The 21,407-nt window shown below is 75.2% G+C and carries 17 protein-coding genes and 1 pseudogene; 6 read left to right on the top strand and 12 right to left on the bottom strand.

Features of this window, described 5'->3' with window-relative positions; translation table 11 throughout:
• The first annotated feature begins 221 nt into the window (after positions 1-221).
• The gene (gene rpsT, locus ACWPWW_RS17200; protein ID WP_454051546.1) at positions 222-482 is read left to right on the top strand and encodes a 30S ribosomal protein S20; all 261 of its coding nucleotides are present in this window, start codon (positions 222-224) and stop codon (positions 480-482) included.
• Between the two features lie 221 nt (positions 483-703).
• Here rpsT and ACWPWW_RS17195 read toward each other — a convergent pair whose 3' ends face one another.
• Both ACWPWW_RS17195 and ACWPWW_RS17190 read right to left on the bottom strand, forming a co-directional pair.
• Positions 704-2,035 carry a helix-turn-helix domain-containing protein gene (locus ACWPWW_RS17195; RefSeq protein WP_454051545.1) on the bottom strand — a complete coding sequence of 444 codons (1,332 nt, stop codon included), beginning with the start codon at positions 2,033-2,035 and terminating at the stop codon, positions 704-706.
• 131 nt (positions 2,036-2,166) lie between these two features.
• Positions 2,167-2,304 carry a hypothetical protein gene (locus tag ACWPWW_RS17190; RefSeq protein ID WP_454051544.1) on the bottom strand — a complete coding sequence of 46 codons (138 nt, stop codon included), beginning with the start codon at positions 2,302-2,304 and terminating at the stop codon, positions 2,167-2,169.
• Positions 2,305-2,513: 209 nt separating this feature from the next.
• Here ACWPWW_RS17190 and ACWPWW_RS17185 point away from each other — a divergent pair, with 209 nt between their 5' ends.
• A complete protein-coding gene (locus tag ACWPWW_RS17185; RefSeq protein ID WP_454051543.1) occupies positions 2,514-3,263 on the top strand; it encodes an EAL domain-containing protein in 750 nt (249 codons plus the stop codon).
• Between the two features lie 148 nt (positions 3,264-3,411).
• On the opposite strand, the gene holA is transcribed toward ACWPWW_RS17185, so the two are convergent.
• From holA to ACWPWW_RS17145, 8 genes and pseudogenes are all read right to left on the bottom strand, one after another.
• The gene (gene holA, locus ACWPWW_RS17180) at positions 3,412-4,449 is read right to left on the bottom strand and encodes a DNA polymerase III subunit delta (protein WP_454051542.1); all 1,038 of its coding nucleotides are present in this window, start codon (positions 4,447-4,449) and stop codon (positions 3,412-3,414) included.
• Between the two features lie 4 nt (positions 4,450-4,453).
• Positions 4,454-6,013, bottom strand: coding sequence for a ComEC/Rec2 family competence protein (locus ACWPWW_RS17175; protein ID WP_454051541.1), 1,560 nt, complete (start codon positions 6,011-6,013; stop codon positions 4,454-4,456).
• 2 nt (positions 6,014-6,015) lie between these two features.
• Positions 6,016-6,669 carry a ComEA family DNA-binding protein gene (locus ACWPWW_RS17170; protein WP_454051540.1) on the bottom strand — a complete coding sequence of 218 codons (654 nt, stop codon included), beginning with the start codon at positions 6,667-6,669 and terminating at the stop codon, positions 6,016-6,018.
• A gap of 552 nt (positions 6,670-7,221) precedes the next feature.
• Positions 7,222-8,193 carry a DegV family protein gene (locus tag ACWPWW_RS17165; protein WP_454051539.1) on the bottom strand — a complete coding sequence of 324 codons (972 nt, stop codon included), beginning with the start codon at positions 8,191-8,193 and terminating at the stop codon, positions 7,222-7,224.
• Positions 8,194-8,195: 2 nt separating this feature from the next.
• Positions 8,196-11,148: pseudogene (gene leuS, locus ACWPWW_RS17160) on the bottom strand (leucine--tRNA ligase).
• 192 nt (positions 11,149-11,340) lie between these two features.
• Positions 11,341-12,573, bottom strand: a complete 1,233-nt coding sequence (locus tag ACWPWW_RS17155) for an MFS transporter (RefSeq protein ID WP_454051538.1) — start codon at positions 12,571-12,573, stop codon at positions 11,341-11,343.
• A 143-nt stretch (positions 12,574-12,716) separates the two neighbouring features.
• Positions 12,717-13,421, bottom strand: coding sequence for a metal-dependent transcriptional regulator (locus ACWPWW_RS17150; RefSeq protein WP_454051537.1), 705 nt, complete (start codon positions 13,419-13,421; stop codon positions 12,717-12,719).
• 69 nt (positions 13,422-13,490) lie between these two features.
• The gene (locus ACWPWW_RS17145) at positions 13,491-14,267 is read right to left on the bottom strand and encodes an LLM class F420-dependent oxidoreductase (protein ID WP_454051536.1); all 777 of its coding nucleotides are present in this window, start codon (positions 14,265-14,267) and stop codon (positions 13,491-13,493) included.
• Between the two features lie 93 nt (positions 14,268-14,360).
• Here ACWPWW_RS17145 and ACWPWW_RS17140 point away from each other — a divergent pair, with 93 nt between their 5' ends.
• From ACWPWW_RS17140 to ACWPWW_RS17130, 3 genes are all read left to right on the top strand, one after another.
• Entirely contained in the window at positions 14,361-15,428 is a 1,068-nt protein-coding gene (locus ACWPWW_RS17140) for a hydroxymethylglutaryl-CoA reductase (RefSeq protein WP_454051535.1), read from the top strand.
• A gap of 26 nt (positions 15,429-15,454) precedes the next feature.
• Positions 15,455-15,955 carry a hypothetical protein gene (locus ACWPWW_RS17135; RefSeq protein ID WP_454051534.1) on the top strand — a complete coding sequence of 167 codons (501 nt, stop codon included), beginning with the start codon at positions 15,455-15,457 and terminating at the stop codon, positions 15,953-15,955.
• 213 nt (positions 15,956-16,168) lie between these two features.
• Positions 16,169-17,368, top strand: a complete 1,200-nt coding sequence (locus ACWPWW_RS17130) for a hydroxymethylglutaryl-CoA synthase (RefSeq protein WP_454051533.1) — start codon at positions 16,169-16,171, stop codon at positions 17,366-17,368.
• Position 17,369: 1 nt separating this feature from the next.
• On the opposite strand, the gene ACWPWW_RS17125 is transcribed toward ACWPWW_RS17130, so the two are convergent.
• Positions 17,370-19,172, bottom strand: a complete 1,803-nt coding sequence (locus tag ACWPWW_RS17125) for a hypothetical protein (RefSeq protein WP_454051532.1) — start codon at positions 19,170-19,172, stop codon at positions 17,370-17,372.
• 131 nt (positions 19,173-19,303) lie between these two features.
• Here ACWPWW_RS17125 and ACWPWW_RS17120 point away from each other — a divergent pair, with 131 nt between their 5' ends.
• On the top strand, positions 19,304-20,359 hold the full coding sequence (locus ACWPWW_RS17120; protein WP_454051531.1) for a glutathione S-transferase family protein: 1,056 nt from the start codon (positions 19,304-19,306) through the stop codon (positions 20,357-20,359).
• Between the two features lie 99 nt (positions 20,360-20,458).
• Here the strand turns inward: ACWPWW_RS17120 and ACWPWW_RS17115 are convergent, their stop codons facing one another.
• Entirely contained in the window at positions 20,459-21,370 is a 912-nt protein-coding gene (locus ACWPWW_RS17115; protein WP_454051530.1) for a VOC family protein, read from the bottom strand.
• Positions 21,371-21,407 lie beyond the last annotated feature (37 nt).

The raw sequence follows: 21,407 nt of genomic DNA, 5'->3' as shown, positions 1-21,407 counted from the left end.
CGGGCGGCGACCCGCCGGCGACCGGGTCCGGGGCGCGTGCGGGCGACTTCGTCCCGACCGGGGACTCCTGGTAGCCTTGTCAGTCGCGTGTCCGCCCGGGTCGGCGGGCACTAGTCCGGTTCCTCTCCGCGGGTGTCCCCACGCCCCAGTCCCGGCGCCGGACGCGCCCTCTACGACCTTGTTCCTCTCGCTCCGGCGAACACACGAAGAGAGTCCACACCGTGGCCAACATCAAGTCCCAGATCAAGCGCATCACCACCAACGAGAAGGCGCGCCTGCGCAACAAGGCCGTCAAGTCGGAGCTGAAGACCTTCGTGCGCCGCGTGCGCGAGGCCGTCGCCGGTGGTGACAAGGAGGCGGCGACCACCGCTCTCGCCGCCGCGTCGAAGAAGCTCGACAAGGCCGCCTCGAAGGGCGTCATCCACGCCAACCAGGCCGCCAACAAGAAGTCGGCGCTCGCGAAGTCGGTCAACGCGCTCTGACGCGACCCGACCTTCGCGAAGGGCGTCACCCTCTCCACGGGGTGGCGCCCTTCGTCGTTCCCGGGGTCCGGCGGCCGGGCGTCGAGCGCGTGCACGAGCCCCCTCCGCGGGCACGCCCGGCCCGCGACGCCCCCCGGACGCGCCGAGGGCGTCACCCCCCCTGCGGGGTGACGCCCTCTGTGCGGGCCGGCCCGGGGGCCGTCCCGTGGGGAACGCGGTGGTCAGTCCTGCGCCACCGCGCTCCACGCCTCCCACAGCACCGCGGGCACGGCGGGCCGGAAGCCCGCCTCCCGCAGCGCCCGGTCGAACGCCTGGGCGGCCCCGGTGATGTCCCCGTGGCCGAGGAACCGGTCGCCGAGCTCGCGCCACACCGCGGCGGACTGCCGCGACGCGGACATCATGCCGAGCATGTCCGCGGCCCACCGGTACGCCCGGGACGCCGCGTCGACCTCGCCGCGCGCGTGCAGCGCGTCGCCGATCGCCAGCTGCGCGGCGGCACCGTCCAGGCGAGGCTGGTCGCCGAGCCGGTCCAGCGCCGCACGGGCGTAGCCCTCCGCCGCCACGGGGTCGCCCTGCATCAGGTGCGCGCGCGACCGCTCGACGTCGAGGCGTGCCATCTCGACCTCGGAGCCGGACACCGCGAGCTCCGGGGCGGCGCGGTCCAGCTGCACGAGGGCCATGGCCGGCTCGGCGGGGTCGCTGCGCAGCAGGAGCCAGGCGTAGTTGAGGCGCAGGCGCGGGATGTCGCGGCTGACCTCGCCCTCCCCCAGCAGCGCGAGCGCGCGCTCGGTGTACCGCTTGGCCAGGCCGTAGTCGTGCCGCTGCTCCGCGACGAGCGCCGCGTTCCAGTACACGGAACCGCGGCCGCGCGGGGTGCCGAGCGACTCCGCCTGGCGGATCAGCTCGGCGGCGCGGTGCGTCGCGTAGAGCAGGTCGCCGCGCTCGACGTAGGCCCAGAGCGTCGTGGAGCCGAGCCGCAGGTGCTCGTCGGTACCGGTCAGCCCGGACTCCTCGAGCTCCGCGAGCTGCCGGTCGCCCAGCTCGATCGCGCGGCCGAGGTCGCCGGACTCGACGTACGAGGCGACGAGCGCGGTCGCGGCCGCCGCCGCGTCCAGGTGGTGCTGCTCGGCGCGGGCGTGCGCCAGGAGCGGCTCCAGGACACCGACGGCCGACTCGAGGTCGCCGAGCATCTCGTGGGCCTGCGCCAGCGCCAGCTGCGAGTCGACGCGGACCTGCCGCGTGACCGACTCGAGGTCGAGCGCGAGGATCCGGTCGCGCGCCGAGGAGGCCTCGCCGGACACCAGGTCCAGCCGGGCGTAGTCCAGGGCGAGCCGCGCGCGGGCCTCGGCAGGTCCCTCGTCGCCGTGCTTCAGGTACTCGACCGTGGATCCGAGGCGCTCCGCGAGCACGCCGAGGGCCGCGTCGGTCGGCTCGCGCCGCCCCGACTCGATCAGCGAGATGTAGCTCGGGGAGAGCGCGTCTCCTGCGAGGGCCGTCTGGGAGAGCCCAGCGGCCAACCGCGCCTGGCGGACGCGGTCAGCAATGGTCGTCATGGGTGTCACTGTACCTATGACGTGTCGTGACTGCGAGCACGTCACCCGTCCGCCGCTGCGGAGCCGGTCGGGGCCCGGCCCGCCCTGCGCACCGAGAGTCAGCAGGGCGAGCCGTGAGGCACCGAAGGCGTTCAGACGACGATCCGGCAGCAGCCGGTCGCGCCGCTCTGGATCGTGAGGCCGCCGGCGGCGTTGGCCGCTCCGGAGGCGCCGAGGGTCAGGGTCAGAGCAAGGGCGGCGGTCGCGATGGCCTTCAGCGAGGTGCGCATGGGTGATCTCCTGTCATGAAACGTTGACTCTCTGTCACAACGAGCATGACTGATGCGCAGCGCTTCGCACCACCTCCTGAGCGTTTTCGCTGGACAACCGCCCAATCGGGTGAATCACCACTCGGTCGCCCCGCGAAATTCCGGACATAAGCCCCGGTGACAGCCCTGCACCCGTGTCATGTGCTCGTGACTGTGGTGTCATAGATGACATGACCAGGGGCCAGGGCGACGTGGAGCGGCGGCTCGCCGCCCAGATCGACTCGGCGATCCCGGACGCGCTGCGGCGCGAGTGGGACCGCCACGTGGCGCGCGAGCAGGTGGTCGTGGGACGGCAGGGGATCTTCTCCCCCCGCCTGCACCCCTTCGGCTACGAGCTCGCGTTCCGCACCCCGGGCGCGACGTCCACGGACGCCGCCGCCTGGACCGACCTCCAGCACGAGCGCGCGACCAGCGCCGTGCTGCGTGCCACCTTCGGCCGTGCCGACGTCGACGAGGTCGGCCACGGCCGCTGGCTGTTCGTGCGCTGCCCCCGCGCCTACCTGGTGGGCGACCTGCACCTGCCGGCCCGCCCCGACCGCCTCGTCATCGAGGTCTCCGGGCAGACCCGCATCGACGGCGACGTGCTCCGCGGCGTCCGCCGGCTCCGCGAGCAGGGCTTCCGCATCGCGATGGCGGGGTTCGTGTCGCGCGAGGACCAGCGCTCGCTGCTCCCCCAGGCCGACTTCGTGAAGATCGACGCCCGGGACCTCGACCTCGAGGGCGAGCCGGTCGTCGACCTCGCGCGCTCGCACGGCGCGCTGCTCGTCGCGGAGTTCGTCGAGACCAGCACCGAGCTGAAGGCCGGACGCCGGCTGGGGTTCGACCTCTACCAGGGCAACCTGCTGGAGCGGAGCCTGCTGCTCGACCGGTCCTCCGCGCCGCTGCTGCGGCCGAGCGCCGACTCGACCGGTCGCTCCTGACCGCGCCCGCCGTGGCCTGACGCGCCCGACCGGGGCCGTCGCAGGACCTGCCTGACCTGCGCGCGGCGCGACGCCTGACCTGCGACGGTGGTGCGACGCGCCTCACCCTGGACGCGGCCCGACCCGCTGTCCGGGTGCGAGACGGGCGTCAGCGGCGCACGGCCCCCGCGATGCGGAGCACGGCGCGCTCCACGGCGAACTTGGGGTCGCGGCCCGCGCCCTTGACCTCGGCGTCGGCCTGCGCGACAGCGGTGATCGCCGCCGCGAGCCCCTCGGGGGTCCAGCGGGACAGCTCCTTGCGGGACCGGTCGAGCTGCCACGGGGCCAGACCCAGGTCGCGCTCGGCACCCGGCCCGCGGCCGCGTACGGCGGACACCTTCGCGAGGATCCGCAGCCGTGCGGCGAGCGCCGCGACGAGCGGGACGGGGTCGACGCCTGTGGCGAACGCGTGCCGCAGCAGCGCGACCGCCTCCCCGGCGTGCCCGTCGACCGCGGCGTCGGCGACCCGGAACCCGGTCGCCTCGATCCGGCCGCCGTAGTACTTCTCCACGACCTCGACGCCGATCACGCCGGCGGTGTCGGCGGCCAGCTGGCTGCACGCCGCCGCGAGCTCCCGCAGGTCGCTGCCGACGGCGTCGACCAGCGAGCGCACCGCCCGCGCCTCCATGCGACGACCCGCGCGGCGCATCTCCTGCGTGACGAACGCCGCCTTGTCCGCGTCCCGCTTGATGGTCTCGCACGACGCGACCGGGTGGCCGCCCGCGCGCACGGCGTCGAGCAGCCGCTTGCCGCGCTGCCCGCCGCCGTGCCGCAGGATCAGCACGACGTCCGGCTGCGGCGCGCCGACGTACGCGGTCGCCTCGAGCACGAGGTCGTCGGTGGCCTTCTCGACGTTCTCGACGACGACGACCCGGTCCTCCGCGAACAGCGACGGGCTGGTGGCCAGCGTGAGCTGCCCGGAACCGTACGCCGAGCCGTCGAGGCGGGTCACCTCGACCTGCGGGTCGCGCTCGCGCGCCTGGGCGACGAGCCGGTCGACGGCGCGCTCCGCCAGCAGGTCCTCCGGGCCCGTGACCAGGACCACCGGGCCGAGCTCCACCTCGTCCCAGGCGACGCCCGCGGGAGCCGCGGAGGCGCGGCCACCACCCCGGGCGGGACGGCGTGACGTGGAGGCGGAGGGCGGCACGTCCCTAGGGTGCCATGCCCCGCCGACACCGCAGGACCAGCACGAGCCCGGCCGCGCACGCGCTCCCGAGCAGCACCTGCCCGAGCACGCCGCCGGCCCACGCCACCTGTGCGCCGGGCAGACCGGTGGCGGTGCGCGCCACGGCCGCGATCCACCAGCAGCCCGCCCCGGCCAGCTGCGCGCACCACTCCGCACCGGTCGGCCACCACGGCCCGAGGACCGCGGCGAGCAGGCCTCCGACGGTCGCGGGAGCGACGGCGGGCGCGACGACGACGTTCGCGAGCACCGCGTACGTCGGCACCGCCGGGGACAGCACCAGCACGACGGGGGCGCACACCGCCTGCGCGGCGACGGGGACGGCGAGCGCCGTCGCGATCGGCCCGGCCGGTGGCCTGGACGACCCCGGTGGCGTGCCGCCCCGACCTCCGTCGCGACCGCCCGTCGGCCGTCGGGGAGCCGTCGACGACCACCGCCGCGCGAGCGGCGCCCCGAGCAGCGCGATCCCGGCCGTGGCGACCACCGACAGCGCGAACCCGATCTCGCGCGCGAGCCACGGGTCGACGACCAGCAGGACGAGGACGGCGCACGCCAGCGCGGGGACTGAGCGCGCGGGTCGGCCCGCCACGATCCCGAGCAGCCCGACGGCGCCCATCACGGCGGCGCGCACGACGCTCGACCCGGGCTGCACCACCGCGACGAACCCCGCCGTCACCGCGGCGACCGGGAGCCACCGCCACCGACGCGGGACCCGGAAGCGGCCCGTCGCCGCGAGCACGATCGCGCCGAGCATCGAGAAGTGCGCACCGGACACCGCGGTGAGGTGCGCCAGTCCGGACGCGCGCATCGCCTCGTCCAGGTCGCCGACGTCCCGGGTGTCCCCGACCGCGACGGCGGGCAGCAGCCGGCCGGCGTCGCCCGGCACGTCGGACGCGGTCCGGGCCAGGCCGCCGCGCAGCCCGTCCGCGACCCGCAGCAGCCCTGTCGGCGGTGCCCGGACCTGCGGCGTCGCCGTCGCCCGGGCTCGTGCGACCCCGCGCCGCGCCCGGTCCGGGAGCGGGCTGAGCCGTGCGGTCAGCGCGACGGAGGTGCCGTAGGCGAGCCCGGCGGCCGACGCGGGCGCCAGGACGTCCACCGCGGCACCCGTGCCGGTGGACCGGCCGCCGTCGACCTCGACGGAGCGCACCACGAGCAGGAAGCCGACCAGGGAGCCGGCGTCCGCGTCGGCGCCGGCGAGCGCGCGCGGGGTCGAGCGCACGACGCCCACGAGCTGCACCCGGGCGCGGTCGTCGGCGAGCGAGCGCAGACCGCCCGCCTCGCGGGTTCGCGCCTGACCGGCGGTGGTCAGCAGCAGCACGGCGACGGCGCCGAGGACGAGCACCACCTGACCCCGGGCACGTCCGGCGGACGGGACGCCCCGCGCCACGAGGACCGCCACCCCCGCGACCCCGGCCAGCACGCCTGCGGTCAGCGACGCGGCCGCGGACCACGGCAGCACGAGCATCGCCACGCCCCACACCGCGAGCGCGGCGGGCACCAGCCGGACGTCCACCGGCTCGTCGCGCACCGTCACACCCGCACCAGGTCGCGGATCCGGCCCAGCACCGCCGGGCCGATCCCCGGCACGTCGCGCAGGGCGTCGACGGTGGCGAACGCGCCGTGCTGGGTCCGCCAGTCGACGATGCCCGCGGCCAGCACCGGTCCGATGCCGGGCAGCGTCTCGAGGAGGCCGGCGTCGGCGGTGTTCACGTCGACCGTCGACGAGCCGCCCGCCGAGCCGTCCGCCCCCTCGACAGGGGCAGGCTCCGCGACCTCGCCCGGCGCGGGCACCCGGACCTGCGCCCCGTCCGTCACGACGGCGGCCAGGTTCAGGCCGGCGAGGTCTGCGTCCGGCAGCGCTCCCCCGGCAGCCGCGACCGCCTCCCCCACCCGGGAGCCCGCCGGCAGCGCGATCACGCCCGGTGCGGCGACCTGGCCGACGACGTGCACCCACACGGTGCGGTCGGAGCCGTCTGAGCCGTCTGACCCGTCGGAGCCGTCGGAGCCCCCGGTGCCGTCGGAGCCCTCGTCCCCGGCTGCCGGCGCCGACTGCGCCGACGCGGTGACCGCCGGCTCCTCCACCGTCACCGGGTCGCCCGTCGGCTGCGCGGCCGCGCGCAGGGCCACCGCGCCGCCCACGAGGGCGAGGGCGAGCACCGCCACGAGCGCGGTGCGCGGCGGCACGCGCCACCGCACGGCATCCAGCAACCCCGGCCGGGGATCGCGCGACCGGGGACGCCGCGCCGGCTCGGCCTCGGGTCCTGCCTCGTGGGACCACGCGGCGCTCGACGCCTCCTCGGCCGCGACCCGCAGCCGCGCCCGTCCGGACGGAGGCAGGTCCCGCTCCGTCGGCGCCGCAGGCACGGCCGGCACCGCGGGCACCGACGACACCGAGGGCCGCCCGGGCTCTCCGGGCTCTCTGGGCTCTCTGGGCTCTCTGGGCTCTCCGGGCTCTCCGGGCTCCCCCGGCACCGAGGCCACGCCGGCCACGCCCGACACCCCGGGCACCGCCATCACCTCGCCCCGCACCGGATCACGGCGGGTGGGATCGGGGGCGGGACCGCCGTCGTACCAGGTCATGCCGTCGACGCTAGGCAGCCCCGCGAGCCCTCGCGTCCGACCGGGCCCGTGCCTGGGGACGCAGCGCCCCGTGGTGCCCTGTGGAGGCCGCAGCACCCGCTCGTCCAGCGCCGACGGTGACCGCCCCGCGGCCAGCAGCTCGTCGACCCGGCGCCGTCACCGGTCCGTCACGGTCACGGCGAGCGCCCCGACGCCGAGGTGCCCGCCGAGCACCGCGCCGATTTCCCGGACCAGCACCTCGTCGAGCGCGAGGCCGGCCCGCAGCCGCTCGGCGAGCTCCTCGGCGACGTCGGCGCGCCCGAGGTGCTGCACCGCGACCCGGACGGCCGGCCCGCGCCGGGTGACCTCGTCGACCGCGAGCTGGTGCAGCCGGTCCCGGGCCGCGCGGCGGGCGCGGACCCGCTCGGCGACCTCGATCCGGCCGTCCCGCAGCGCGAGCACCGGCCGGAGCCCGAGCACGGTCCCGAAGGCGGCGGCGGCACCGGAGAGCCGGCCTCCGCGGCGCAGGTGGTCCAGCGAGTCGACGACGAACCAGGCGGCCGTCGACCGACCCACCTGCTCGGCGACGGCGGCGACCTCGGTGCCGTCCGCAGGCCCGCCCCAGACGTCGCCCTGGGCGAGCTCGGCCGCGGCGAGCGCGGCGAACCCGAGGCCCATGCCGGCGCTGCGCGAGTCGACGACGTGCACGGGCAGCGGCGCGAGCTGGGCGGCGAGGCCCGCGGCGCGGACGGTGCCGGAGAGCTCGCCGGAGAGGTGCACCGAGACGACCTCGGCGGCCCCCCGCGCCGCGGCGGCCTCGTAGGCGGCGGCGAGCGCGGCGGGCGGCGGCTGCGACGTCGTGACGCGACGACCGGTCCCGAGCAGCGCGGCGAGCCCGTCGGGTGTGAGGTCGACGCCGTCGCGGTAGCGCTCGCCGTCGGCGGCCACGTCGAGCGGCACGACCTGGATCCCCCACGCCGCGGCGTCCTCGGGGGTGAGGCACGAGGTCGAATCGGTGACGACCGCGACGCGGGCCGGCGCGGGCGCCGGGGGCTCGGCCGGTGCGGCCGACCCGCGGCGGCCCACCCGGCCGAGGCGCCCGAACCACGCGGGGACGCCGGCGAACCGGCCGCCGGCGTCCTCCGGCACGGTCAGACCGGCACGACGTTGACGAGCTTCGGCGCCCGCACGATCACGGTGCGCACGTCGCGCCCGGCCATCGCCCGCTGCACGCCGGCGTCGGCCAGCGCCAGCTCCCGCAGCGTCGCGTCGTCGGCGTCGGCGGGCACCTCGGCGCGGCCGCGGACCTTGCCCTGGACCTGGAACACGCAGGTGACGGTGTCCTCCACCAGGTACTGCGGGTCGACGACCGGGAACGGCTCGTGCCCGAGCGACCGCTCGTGGCCGAGCCGGGCCCAGAGCTCCTCGGCCAGGTGCGGCGCGACCGGCGCGGTCATGAGCACCAGCTGCTCCGCGACCGTGCGCGGCACCGCGGGCAGCGACGTGAGGTGGTTGTTCAGGACGATGAGCTTGGCGATGGCGGTGTTGACGCGCATCCCCTGCATGTCCTCGCCGACCTCGGCGATCGTGCGGTGCAGGACGCGCAGCGTCTCGACCGACGGCTCCGCGTCGACCACGGTGAGCTCGCCCGTCTCCTCCGAGACGATGTTCCGCCAGACGCGCTGCAGGAACCGCTGCGCGCCCACGACCGCGCGGGTCTCCCACGGTCGCGACAGGTCGAGCGGGCCCATCGACATCTCGTAGACGCGCAGGGTGTCGGCGCCGTACTCCGCGTACATCTCGTCGGGCGACACGGCGTTCTTCAGCGACTTGCCGATCTTGCCGTACTCGCGGAAGACCTCGTCGCCGTTCCAGGTGAAGCCGGACGCGACGGACTCGTCCTCGACGACCTCCGCCGCGGGCACGTAGACGCCGCGGGCGTCGGTGTAGGCGTACGCCTGGATGTAGCCCTGGTTGAAGAGCTTGTAGAACGGTTCGCGGCTCGACACGTGGCCCAGGTCGTACAGCGCCTTGTGCCAGAACCGCGCGTAGAGCAGGTGCAGCACGGCGTGCTCGACACCGCCCACGTAGAGGTCGACGCCGCCGGCGCCGTGGGTGTCCGTCGGGTTGTGGCCCGGGCCCATCCAGTACTGCTCGAGCGCGGGGTCGACCACCTGGCCGGTCGCGTGCGAGGGGTCCAGGTAGTGCAGGTAGTACCAGCACGAACCGGCCCAGTTGGGCATCGTGTTGGTGTCGCGGCGGTAGGTGCGCGGGCCGTCGCCGAGGTCCAGCGTGACGTTCACCCAGTCGTCGTTGCGGCTCAGCGGCGCCTCCGGCGAGGAGTTGGCGTCCTCCGGGTCGAAGGTGCGAGGTGCGTAGTCCGGGACGTCCGGCAGGTCCACCGGCAGCGCGGACTCGGGGACCGCGATCGGGAGGTCGTGCTCGTCGTAGACGATCGGGAACGGCTCGCCCCAGTAGCGCTGGCGGCTGAACAGCCAGTCCCGCAGCCGGTAGGTCGTCGTCCGCCGGCCGGCGCCGCGCTCGGCGAGCCAGTCGATGATCCGCGTCTTGGCGTCCGCCACGGACAGCCCGTCCAGGCTGATCTCGTCGTTGGCGGAGTTGATGATGGCGCCCTCGCCGGTCCACGCGCCCTCGTGGCCCTCGGGCGCCTGCACGGTGTGCACGACAGGCAGTCCGAACGCCTCCGCGAACGCCAAGTCCCGGGCGTCGCCGCCGGGCACGGCCATGATCGCGCCGGTGCCGTAGCCCATGAGCACGTAGTCGGCGATGAACACGGGCAGCGAGGCGCCGTTGACCGGGTTCAGCGCGTAGCCGCCGGTGAACACGCCGGTCTTGCGGCCGGCGTCGGCCTGGCGCTCGACGGCAGTCTTGGCAGCGGCCTCGCGCCGGTACGCCGCGACGGCCTCGGCCGGGGTGGCCGCGCCGCCGCGCCAGGACTCGGGCACGTCCTCCGCCCAGGCTCCGTCGCCGCCCGCGACGACGGCGTCGACCAGCGGGTGCTCCGGCGCCAGGACGACGTACGTCGCGCCGAACAGCGTGTCGGGGCGGGTGGTGAAGACGGTCAGCGGCTCGTCGGCGTCGGTGACCTCGAAGTCGACGTGCGCGCCCTCGGACCGGCCGATCCAGTTCCGCTGCATCGCCGTGACCTTCTCGGGCCAGTCGATGAGGGAGAGGTCGTCCGCCAGGCGGTCGGCGTAGGCGGTGATCCGCATGTTCCACTGCCGCAGCGTGCGCTGGAACACCGGGAAGTTGCCGCGCTCGGACCGGCCGTCGGAGGTGACCTCCTCGTTGGCGAGGACCGTGCCGAGGCCGGGGCACCAGTTGACCGGCGTCTCGGACACGTAGGCCAGCCGCTGCGCGTCGACGACCCGGCGTCGCTGCACCTCGTCCAGGTCGGCCCACGTGGCGTCCTCGTCGACGCCGTCGACGCCCCCGGGCAGCGGACGGGCGCCCGACGCGTAGGCCTCCACCAGGGTGGACACCGGGCGGGCGGCACCGCGGCCGCCGTCGGGGCGCACGGCGTCCTCGTCGTACCAGGACTCGAAGATCTGCAGGAAGATCCACTGCGTCCAGCGGACGTAGTCCGGGTCGATCGTCGCGAAGGTCCGGCGCGGGTCGTGCGCGACGCCCAGGCGGCGCAGCTGGCGCGCCATGATCTCGATGTTCGCCTCGGTGGTGGTGCGCGGGTGCGCACCGGTCTGCACGGCGAACTGCTCGGCCGGCAGCCCGAACGCGTCGTACCCGAGCGCGTGCAGCACGTTGTCGCCCTGCATCCGGCGGTACCGCGCGACGACGTCGGTCGCGATGTAGCCCAGCGGGTGGCCGACGTGCAGCCCCGCGCCCGAGGGGTACGGGAACATGTCCATCACGAAGAACGGCCGGGCGCCCTCGCGCGCCGTCGCGCCGTCGCCGTCCGTCAGCGGGCCGGAGGGGTTCGCGGCGAAGAAGGTGCCGCGCTCGACCCACTCGTCCTGCCACTTCAGCTCGATCTCGCGGGCGAGCCTCGGCCGTGTACCGGAACGGCACGTCCTGGCCGGCGGACGAGGAGGGGGACTCGGGATGGGTGGGGGCGGGCGACGTCACCCCGGGAGTCTATCGAGGCCCGGCACCCTGCCCGGACGCGCCCAAGACGCGCCACGCGGTCGCCGGGTCGCCGGGTCGCCGGGTCGCCGGGTCGCCGGGTCGCCGGCCGATTCCGCCGTCCCCAGCCGATGTCCCCGCCGGCGACGCGAGAATCCGCCGGCGATCCGGTGCAGCGCCCGGCGAACCCTGACGTCAGGCGGTGCGCCGCCGGGACGCGCCGCCCAGCATGACCGCGGAGATGACCAGGCCGGCCACGGTCAGCCCGGCGCCGACCCACGCCGGGGCGACGTAGCCGAGCCCGCCCGCGATCACGAGGCCGCCGACCCACGCCCCCGCGGCGTTGCCGGCGTTGAGCGCGGAGTGGCACAGCGCGGCGCCCAGCGACGGCGCGTCCGGCGACAGGTCCATCAGCCAGGCCTGCAGGGCGAGCCCGAGCACCTGGGTCGTCACGCCGAGCAGCACGATCGCCAGCACGCCCGGCACCACCCACTGCGCGAGCACCGCGACGAGGACCAGCGCGACGATGGTCGTCGCGAAGCCCAGCAGCACGGTGCGGGCCACCGAGCGGTCGGTGAGCCGGCCACCCAGCAGCGTGCCGGCGGTCATCCCGACGCCGAACAGCGCGAGCACGATCGGCACCGTCGCCTCGGCCAGCCCGGTGACCTCGGTCAGCAGCGGGGAGACGTACGAGTAGACCGCGAACATGCCGCCGAACCCGATCGAGCCGGCCGCGCAGGCGGCCCAGAGCCGCCCGTTGCGCAGCGCGCCGAGCTCCGCCCGGACGGTCGCACCGTCCCGCACGGGCAGCCGGGGCAGGAACCGGAACAGCGTCAGCAGCGTGAGCGCGCCCAGCACGCCCACGGCGACGAAGGCCACCCGCCAGCCGAACACCTGGCCGAGCACCGTCGACAGCGGCACGCCGACCACGTTTGCGATGGTCAGGCCCGCCATCATCGTCGCCACGGCCTGCCCGCGGCGACCCGGACCCGCGACGTGCGCGCCCATCACCGCGCCGACGCCGAAGAACGCCCCGTGCGGCAGGCCCGCGACGAACCGTGCGGCGACCAGCCAGCCGAGCGACGGCGCCAGCGCCGACAGCACGTTGCCGACCGTGAACGCGGCCATGAGCAGCAGGAGCAGCCTGCGGCGGTCCATCCGCGCGGCGAGGGTCGTGAGCAGCGGTGCGCCGACGACCACGCCGAGCGCGTACGCGGTGATCGCGTGCCCCGCCTCGGGGATGGTCGCGTCCAGGTCCTCCGCGATCAGCGGCAGCAGCCCCATCGTCGCGAACTCGGTGGTGCCGATGCTGAACCCGCCGAGTGCCAGCGCCAGGAGCGGCAGGCGCGCCCGGCGCCGGACCAGGTGCGGGTCGAGCACGACGTCGGTGCCGACCTCGGGCGTACGGCCCTGCGTGCTGGTGTCCAAGAGTGCGCTCCCGCGTCGTCGTCCCTAGCGCGGCACGCACCCCGGGCGCGCGCGGGCGCGGCCGACGGGTGCGGCAGCCCGTCCCGGTGGCAGCGACGGCGCAACTCCGGTCCGGCCAACCCTAACCGGTCGGTCGGGGGCGGTCAGCGGGCGTCGAGCAGCACCCAGATCGCGCGGGCGGCGACCTCGCCCAGCTCCACGGCGCGGGGTTCGGCGTCGGGGCCCTCACCGTCCGGCGGCCGGACGCGGACCGCCGTCATCCCCGCGAAGTCCCGCCGCTCGACCACGTCGACCCGCGCGTCGAGCACCACGCCGACCGAGGCCAGGTACCGCAGCAGCCCGGGGTCGGCGTCGGAGATGCGGGCGACCCGGCCGGAGCCCGCGGCGAGCTCCCACAGCATGTCGGCGGCCGGCGTCGGCACCGTGCCGTCCGGCGCCGGGATGGGGTCGCCGTGCGGGTCGCGGGTCGGGTGGCCGAGGCGGGCGTCGATCCGCTCGACCATGAGGTCGGAGACCGCGTGCTCGAGGACCTCGGCCTCGTCGTGCACCTCGTCCCAGGCGTAGCCGAGCTCGCTGACCAGGAACGTCTCCATCAGCCGGTGCCGGCGGACGACCTGGACCGCGTGCCGGACGCCCTCGTCGGTCAGGGTGATCGCGGCGTACGGGGCGTGCTCGACCAGACCCTGGTCCGCGAGCCGGCGCACCGTCTCCGACACCGTCGAGGGACCGACGCCCAGCCGCTCGGCGAGCATCTTGGTGGTGACGGGCGCCGTCGACCACTCGCGTGCCGTCCAGATGACCTTGAGGTAGTCCTGGGCGACGGACGTCAGATCGCTCGTCTCGCTCACGCGACCAGGGTAGGGCCCGGCCGCGGCGCCCGGCCCCGCGGGGTCCGGGTCGCCGGGGCGCCGGACGGGTCAGCCCTGGGCGTCGCGCCAGGCGGTCCACTTCTCGACGAGGGAGAGGTCGTAGTCCGGGCCGCCGACCCCGACGGTGAACAGGGTCACGCCCGCGTCGACGAGCGGGGCGGCGACCTCCTCCGGCGCGGCAGAGACCCCGACGCTGCGCTCGACGAGGGTGGCGGTGTCCCGGCCGACGGCCGTGCCGTGCTCGTCGAGGATCGCGCTCTTGCGGGTCAGCGTGTCCAGGTCGCCGAACGAGTGCCAGGCGTCCGCGTGCTCGGCGACGACGCGCAGCGTCTTCTTCTCGCCACCGCCGCCGATGAGGATCGGGATGTCGCGCGTCGGCGCCGGGTTGCCGGCAGCCAGGCGCTTCTTGATCCGCGGCAAGGCGTCGGCGAGCTCCGCGATGCGCGAGCCGGCGGTGCCGAACTCGTAGCCGAGCTGGTCGTAGTCCTTCTCGAACCAGCCCGCGCCGATGCCGAGGATCAGCCGGCCGCCGCTGATGTGGTCGACCGTGCGGGCCATGTCGGCCAGCAGCTCGGGGTTCCGGTACGAGTTGCAGGTGACCAGCGCGCCGATCTCCACGCGGCTGGTCTGCTCCGCCCAGGCGCCGAGCATCGTCCAGCACTCGAAGTGCTTGCCGTCCGGGTCGCCGTAGAGCGGGAAGAAGTGGTCCCAGTTGAAGATCACGTCGACGCCGAGGTCCTCGGCGCGGCGGACCGCGTCGCGGATCTGGGCGTACTCGGCGTGCTGGGGCTGGAGCTGGACTCCGATGCGGAGAGGTCGCGTCATGGCAGCACGCTACGTCCGCGCCGACCGGCGCGCGGTCCGGCGTCTACGCTGACGGTCGCTCCGCCCCGCACCCGCACTCCCCCGGAGGTCCCGATGCCCGCCGCCACAGCGCCCGCCACCGAGGGGTCCGCGCCCGTCCCCCTGCGCTGGGTGGGCCCCGTCCGGGTGAGCGGCAACGTCATGACGGGCGAGACCGAGGTCCCCCTGGCGACGTACGAGTCGCCGCTGTGGCCGTCGGTGCGCCGCGGCGCCCGGCTGTCGACGATGGTCGAGGGCGGCATCCGGGCCACGCTGGTCGACGAGCGGATGTCCCGGTCGGTGCTGCTCGAGGCGGACGACGCCGGCGTGGCGCTGGCCGCCGTGCAGTACCTGACGACCCACCGGGCCGAGCTCGAGGCGGTCGTCGCCACGAGCAGCCGGTTCGCGCGGCTGCTGGACCTGCACTTCCAGATCGCCGGGAACCTGCTGTTCGTGCGGTTCGAGCTGTCGACCGGCGACGCCTCGGGCCACAACATGGTGACCAACGCGTCCGAGAAGCTGATGGACCACGTCCTGGCGACGGTCCCCGGGCTGCGCTACGGGTCGATCTCGGGCAACTACTGCTCCGACAAGAAGGCCACCGCGGTCAACGGCATCCTCGGCCGGGGCAAGAACGTCGTCACGGAGATCGTGCTGCCCCGCCGCCTGGTCGAGCGGTTCCTGCACACGACGCCCGAGGCGATCGTGCAGCTGAACATCCGCAAGAACCTGATCGGCACCATGCTGGCCGGCGGGTTGCGGTCGGCGAACGCGCACTACGCGAACATGCTGCTCGCGTTCTACCTGGCGACGGGCCAGGACGCGGCGAACATCGTCGAGGGGTCCCAGGGCCTCACGCACGCGGAGGTGCGCGACGACGACCTCTACTTCTCCTGCACGCTGCCGAACCTCGTCGTCGGCACCGTGGGCAACGGCAAGGGCCTGGACTTCGTGGAGGAGAACCTCGCCCGGCTCGGCTGCCGCGAGGACCGGGAGCCCGGCGCCAACGCCCGTCGGCTCGCCGTCCTGTGCGCGGCGACCGTCCTGTGCGGGGAGCTCTCGCTCATGGCGGCGCAGACCAACCCGGGCGAGCTGATGGCTGCGCACCTCACACTGGAGCGCGGGGCGCCCGCGCGAGGCTGACCCGTCCGACGCCAGGGGGTGGTGCCGTGCCCAGCGGCTGGTCGTGGCTCGCGTACACGCTGGAGCAGCCCGACGTCGGGCCGCTGCGCTGCCTCGAGGCGTCGCGCAGCGGCACGGCCGCCGAGCCGACCGGCGTGCTGTCCCGGTGGGGCGCCGACACCGCCCCCGACTCCATCCCGGACCTGGTGGTGGAGTCCGCCGTCCCGGACGCGACCGTGGACGAGGCGGAGCTCGCGGTCCGCGGCCTGCGCGCGTGGCTGAGCAACGCGCGCGCGATGCTCGGTGACTGGTCCGAGGAGGGCTTCCGCACGGACGACCTGGTGCGACCCGACACGGTCGAGCGGGTCGCGGACGCACTGGTGGTCGACGGTGCCGCCCTGCCCGGCACGCTCGCGCGCCGGGGCGGGCTGACCGCCCGGGTGGTGCGTCGGCCGGACCACGTCGTCACGGTGGCACACGGGGCAGCGGTGCCCCCGCCGATCCGGCTCGTTGCGGGGATGCCGACCGTCTCGCAGTCCCTCATGTGACCATGTTCACGAACGGGATGATCTCGGGCACCTCGTGCGTTCCGTGAGGAGCAGGTGAAGAGTCCCGACGCTCGCTGGTCGGTGGCTCGCACGCAGGGCTACAGTCGTCCGGGCCTCGCGTGACCGCCGACGACGGCGGGCCGCCCCCGGGGCCCGTCGGACGCAGCCCACCGCCCGCGGACGACGTCCAGCCGGAGAGGATCCCACCCCGACATGCAGCTCGGCATCGACGACCTGGCCTTCGCGACCGCGGACCGGTACCTCGACCTGGCGGACCTCGCCCCCGTGCACGGCGTGGACGTCGCCAAGTACACGGTCGGCCTCGGGCAGGACCGCATGAGCGTGTGCGCGCCCGACGAGGACGTCGTGACGCTGGCCGCCGCGGCGGCGCTGCCGCTGGTCGAGGGCCTCTCCGACGCCGACCGCGCCGCCATCCGCACCGTGCTGCTGGCCACCGAGTCGGGCATCGACCAGTCGAAGTCCGCCGGGGTCTACGTGCACCGCCTGCTCGGGCTGTCCTCGGCCGCGCGCGTCGTCGAGCTCAAGCAGGCCTGCTACGCCGGCACCTCCGCACTGCAGATGGCCCTCGCGCTCGTCGCCCGCAACCCGGAGCAGAAGGTCCTGGTCATCTGCTCGGACGTCGCCCGGTACGACGTCGGGTCCTCCGGCGAGCCGACCCAGGGCTGCGGTGCCGTCGCCATGCTCATCACGGCGGACCCGCGCCTGGTCGCCGTCGAGCCGGTGTCGGGCCTGCACACCTCCGACGTCATGGACTTCTGGCGCCCGAACTACCGCACCACCGCCGTCGTCGACGGCCGGCTCTCGCTGCGGGCGTACACCGACTCGCTCACCGGTGCGTGGCAGGACTTCCAGGCGCAGGGTGGCGCCGCGTTCGGCGACATCGACGCGTTCGTCTACCACCAGCCGTTCACCAAGATGGCCGTCAAGGCGCACGCGCACCTCACCAAGATCACCGGCGCGCCGCGCGACGCCGAGGTCATGGACGCGCAGATCACCGACACCCTGCGGTACAACCGCGAGATCGGGAACTCGTACACGGCGTCGATGTACATCGGCCTCGTGTCGCTGCTCGACCACGCGACGGACGACCTGGCCGGCTCGCGGATCGGGTTCTTCAGCTACGGCTCCGGCGCGGTCGGCGAGTTCTTCACCGGCGTCGTGCAGCCCGGCTACCGCGCGCACCTGCGGACCGCCGCGCACCGCCGGCTCCTCGACGAGCGGCTGCGCATCTCGCACGCCGACTACTCCGCGATCGTCGCGCCGGTGAACCCGGTCGACGGCGGCGACCACGACGTCGACCACGTGACCCGCGGGCCGTTCCGGCTGTCGGCGATCACCGGGCACCAGCGCGTGTACGCCCGCAGCGAGGCCGCGGCGACCGCCGTCGCCTGACCTACTGGTACGTGACCAGGTCCGGGACCGGCTGCACCGCGTAGGTCTGGGCCGGGTCGAGCATCGGCGTGTCCTCGTCGTAGAAGTTCTTCCAGCCCCAGTGCACCGGCGGCGCGCCCTGGTGCAGGGTCGCCCAGGTGCCGGCCTTCGCGGGCTGCGAGCCCTGGCCGTCGGCGTGGATGATCAGGGCGAGCTCGTCGTGGCTGGTGTCGAGGCGCTCGCGCTCGGTGATCATCCGCAGCGAGAACTGGTGCAGCAGGAACATCTTCTGCGGCAGGTGGCGGTCCCGCGTGAACTGCGCGAGCCACGCGGCGGTCGCGTTGACCTCGTCGATGCCGACGGAGCCGATCTGCCGCAGGTGCACCTGGTCGGGCGCGAGCCGCCACTCCGGGTCCAGCGCCAGGCCGACGTGCGGGTACGCGAGCAGCTCGGCGAACTGCTGCGCCTGGGTGACGAAGTCGGTGCGGCCCGGCTGCAGGTCGATGACGACCGACTGGCCCGCCTCCCCCGCGGCCTCGACCAGCGGCCGCAGGTCCTCGACGCTGCGGGGCCGGGAGTAGGAGCCGTCGGCCTCCGGAGCGGCGGACGCGACCGTCGCGATGATCTCGAGCGTCGGGACCACCGCGTCGACCGTCAGCGGGACGTACTGCGCGGCGGTCTGCTGCGCGCGGGCGATCGTGCCGGGGGTGTCCTGCTCCCCCAGCACGCCGAGCGACGGCGTGCCGGGCGTGCCGTAGAGCGCGACGTACCGCTTGCCGACGACGCCGGGCGCCGCGTCCCGGTCCGGGAAGACCAGCTGGCCGCCGCCGGGCAGGGTGACCCCGGTCGCCGCGGTGGCGACGCGCGGGCCGAGCCGGGCCGGGTCGCCGAACGACGACCCGACGGCGACGACCGTCTCGACGCCGGTCAGCGCCTGGACGGTCGCGGAGGTGGCACGCGGGTCGGCGCCGGGGACGTCGACCACCGGCACGCCGGCGGCCCGGGCCGTGGCCGCCGCGACGGCCGCGCCGGGTGCCCGGACGGCGGAGTCGACCAGCAGTGCGGCCGCGTCCACCGTGTCGGGGACGTCGGGGGCCTCGACGGTGGTGCCGTCGGCACCGAGGACGGCGGGAGCGGCTGCGTCCGTCGGGGTCGCGGTCGCGCTCGGGGTGGGAGTCGCGGTGGGGGCGGCTCCGGCCCCGGACGCGGGCTCGGGGACCGCGAGCAGCACGGGCTCGGGCCGCGCCAGCCCCGCGACGGCGTCCAGCAGCGCCGCCGCCTCGACCTCCGTGGCGGCGCCGACCTGCACGCCGAGGTCCGCGAACGCGTCGGCGTCCGCGCCGTCGACGCCGACCGCCCGGACGTCGTCGGGCAGCCCGGACGCCGGGGCCGCGTCGCCGACGACCAGCACGTCCGTCGTGCCCAGCCGGTCGAGCTCCTCGTCCAGGCCGTCCGCACCCGCGACCAGGACGGGCGACCCGAGCGCCACCGCGGCCGACGCGGCGGGCGCGACGAGCGCGGGCGAGTCGTCCGCGACCAGCACCGCCACGGGCGCCTCGGCGAACAGCGCCGCGCTCACCGCGAGCGCCGTCGCCCCGGCGTCGCCGTCCGGCACCACGGTGGTCGCGGCGTCGGGCAGCGCGACCGCGGACCGCAGGACGACCGGCGTCGCGGAGCCCTCGGGGCTCGGGTCGTCGGCCTCGGTCGACCCGCCGGTGCACCCCGCGAGCAGCGCCGCGGCCGCCGCGGCGGCGACCACGGCGCGCCACCGGACGCCACGACGGCCGGGCTCGGGCGGACGGGTCGGGCGGTTCGAGGCAGGCACGGGTCTCCGGGGGTCGACGACGGGGAACAGCCACTCTAGGCACCGGCACCCACGGGCCGCGAGGGAGCCGTCGACCCCGCCGCGCACGGGCGGCGTGTGCGTGGCGACGGCCGGCGCGGGATGATCGGTGGATGACCACGGGCCCCACCCAGCAGGAGTTCAGCACCGCCGGCGCGTACGTGACCACCGGCGAGGAGTTCGTCCGCGACCAGAGCTACATCACCACCCGCATCACCGCCGACGGCCGCGACGGCTACCCCGTCGAGCCGGGCCGGTACCGGCTCGTCGTGTCCCGGGCGTGCCCGTGGGCCAATCGCGCGATCATCGTGCGGCGCCTGCTGGGGCTGGAGGACGTGCTGTCGATGGGCGTGTGCGGGCCCACGCACGACTCCCGGTCCTGGACCTTCGACCTGGACCCCGGCGGGGTCGACCCGGTGCTGGGCATCCCCCGCATCCAGGACGCGTACTTCCGGCGGTTCCCGGGGTACGAGAAGGGCATCACGGTGCCGGCCGTCGTGGACGTCCCCACCGGCGCGGTCGTCACCAACGACTACGCGCAGCTGACGCTCGACCTGTCGACGGAGTGGACCGCGTACCACCGCGAGGGCGCCCCCGACCTGTACCCGGAGCACCTGCGCGACGAGATCGACCAGGTGGCCCGGAAGGTGTTCACCGACGTGAACAACGGCGTCTACCGGTGCGGGTTCGCCGGCTCCCAGGAGGCGTACGAGCGCGCGTACCGGCGGCTGTTCTCCCGGCTCGACTGGCTCTCCGAGCGGCTCGCCGGCCAGCGGTACCTGGTCGGCGACACGATCACCGAGGCCGACATCCGGCTGTTCACCACGCTGGTCCGGTTCGACGCCGTCTACCACGGGCACTTCAAGTGCAACCGGTCCAAGCTCACCGAGATGCCGGTGCTGTGGGCGTACGCGCGCGACCTGTTCCAGACGCCGGGGTTCGGCGACACGGTCGACTTCGACCACATCAAGCGGCACTACTACGTGGTGCACGAGGACCTGAACCCGACGCAGATCGTCCCCGCCGGCCCGGACCTGCGCGGCTGGCTCACCCCGCACGGCCGCGAGGCCCTCGGCGGCCGCCCGTTCGGCGACGGCACCCCGCCCGCCCCGGTGCGCGAGCCCGAGCGCGTCGACCCGGCCCACACCGCCGAGGCGATGACGGGCTGACCCCGCCGCCCCGAGACCGCCGCCGAGGTCGTCACCACCGCACGAGGTCGTCCGTCCTGCGGGACGACCTCGGGCACGCATGACGACCTCGCCGACGCGCTACGCCTCCGGGCGGACGCGCACGACGTTGCGCCACGGGTCGTCGAACGTCACCGTCGCCCCGTCGTCGCGGACGGCGACGCCGTGCGCCGCGAGCCGCTCGCGCAGCGCGCCGACGTCGTCCGCGCCCGGCACCACGAGCGTGACCTCGCCGAGCCCGAGCGAGCTCGCCCGCGGGCCGGCGCCGGCGGAGTTCCAGGTGTTCATCGCCATGTGGTGGTGGTAGCCGCCGGCGGACACGAACAGCGCGCCGTGCCACTCCGCCATCACGTCGAACCCGAGCGCGTCGACGTAGAACGCCCGCGCCCCGGCCACGTCACCGACCTGCAGGTGCACGTGCCCGACCACGGGCCTGCCCGCCGGTGCCGCGAGCGCCGTGTCGGTGAGGTGCCCGCGGATGAAGTCGTTCGGGTCGAGCCGCAGCGAGTCCATCTGGACCCGTCCCTCGGCGTCGTAGCCCCAGAGCTCACGGGCGCGGTCCCAGTACAGCTCGACGCCGTTGCCCTCCGGGTCGGTGAGGTAGAACGCCTCCGACACCAGGTGGTCCGCGCTGCCGACGAAGGTGTGCGGCGCACGCGAGGCCACCGACGCGAGCGTGGCCGCCAGGGCCTCCTGGGTGTCGAACAGGATCGCCGTGTGGAACAGCCCGGCCTGGCCGCGGCTCGTCGGCGGGAGCCCGGGCATGTGCCGCAGCACCATGAGCGCCTTGGTGCCGCGTCCCAGCACCACCACGTCGGGACGCCCGACGCCCTCGATGCGCTCGTCGAGGCGCTCGACGACGTCCAGGCCGATCACGTCGCGGTAGTAGCGCAGCTGGACGTCCAGGTCGCCGACCAGCAGCGTGACGGGGCCCATCGCGGTGTCGGCGGCGAGGCGGTCCTGGGTGGAGGAGGTCGGGGGCGTGACGGTCATAGGACCAACAATAGTTGAGGCTTCAACCGATTGCTAG

The sequence above is a fragment of the Cellulomonas sp. Marseille-Q8402 genome (assembly GCF_965119525.1).
Note: the sequence above shows the minus strand (reverse complement) of the source record. Positions and strands in the feature narration are given on the sequence as shown.

Bases quoted from the DNA above. Each gene is read 5' to 3' on its own strand.
- ACWPWW_RS17120 (WP_454051531.1), top strand. From the start codon at position 19,304: ATGACCACGGGCCCCACCCAGCAGGAGTTCAGCACCGCCGGCGCGTAC.
- ACWPWW_RS17140 (WP_454051535.1), top strand. From the start codon at position 14,361: ATGCCCGCCGCCACAGCGCCCGCCACCGAGGGGTCCGCGCCCGTCCCC.
- ACWPWW_RS17195 (WP_454051545.1), bottom strand. From the start codon at position 2,035: ATGACGACCATTGCTGACCGCGTCCGCCAGGCGCGGTTGGCCGCTGGG.
- ACWPWW_RS17145 (WP_454051536.1), bottom strand. From the start codon at position 14,267: ATGACGCGACCTCTCCGCATCGGAGTCCAGCTCCAGCCCCAGCACGCC.
- ACWPWW_RS17115 (WP_454051530.1), bottom strand. From the start codon at position 21,370: ATGACCGTCACGCCCCCGACCTCCTCCACCCAGGACCGCCTCGCCGCC.
- ACWPWW_RS17185 (WP_454051543.1), top strand. From the start codon at position 2,514: ATGACCAGGGGCCAGGGCGACGTGGAGCGGCGGCTCGCCGCCCAGATC.
- ACWPWW_RS17190 (WP_454051544.1), bottom strand. From the start codon at position 2,304: ATGCGCACCTCGCTGAAGGCCATCGCGACCGCCGCCCTTGCTCTGACC.
- ACWPWW_RS17130 (WP_454051533.1), top strand. From the start codon at position 16,169: ATGCAGCTCGGCATCGACGACCTGGCCTTCGCGACCGCGGACCGGTAC.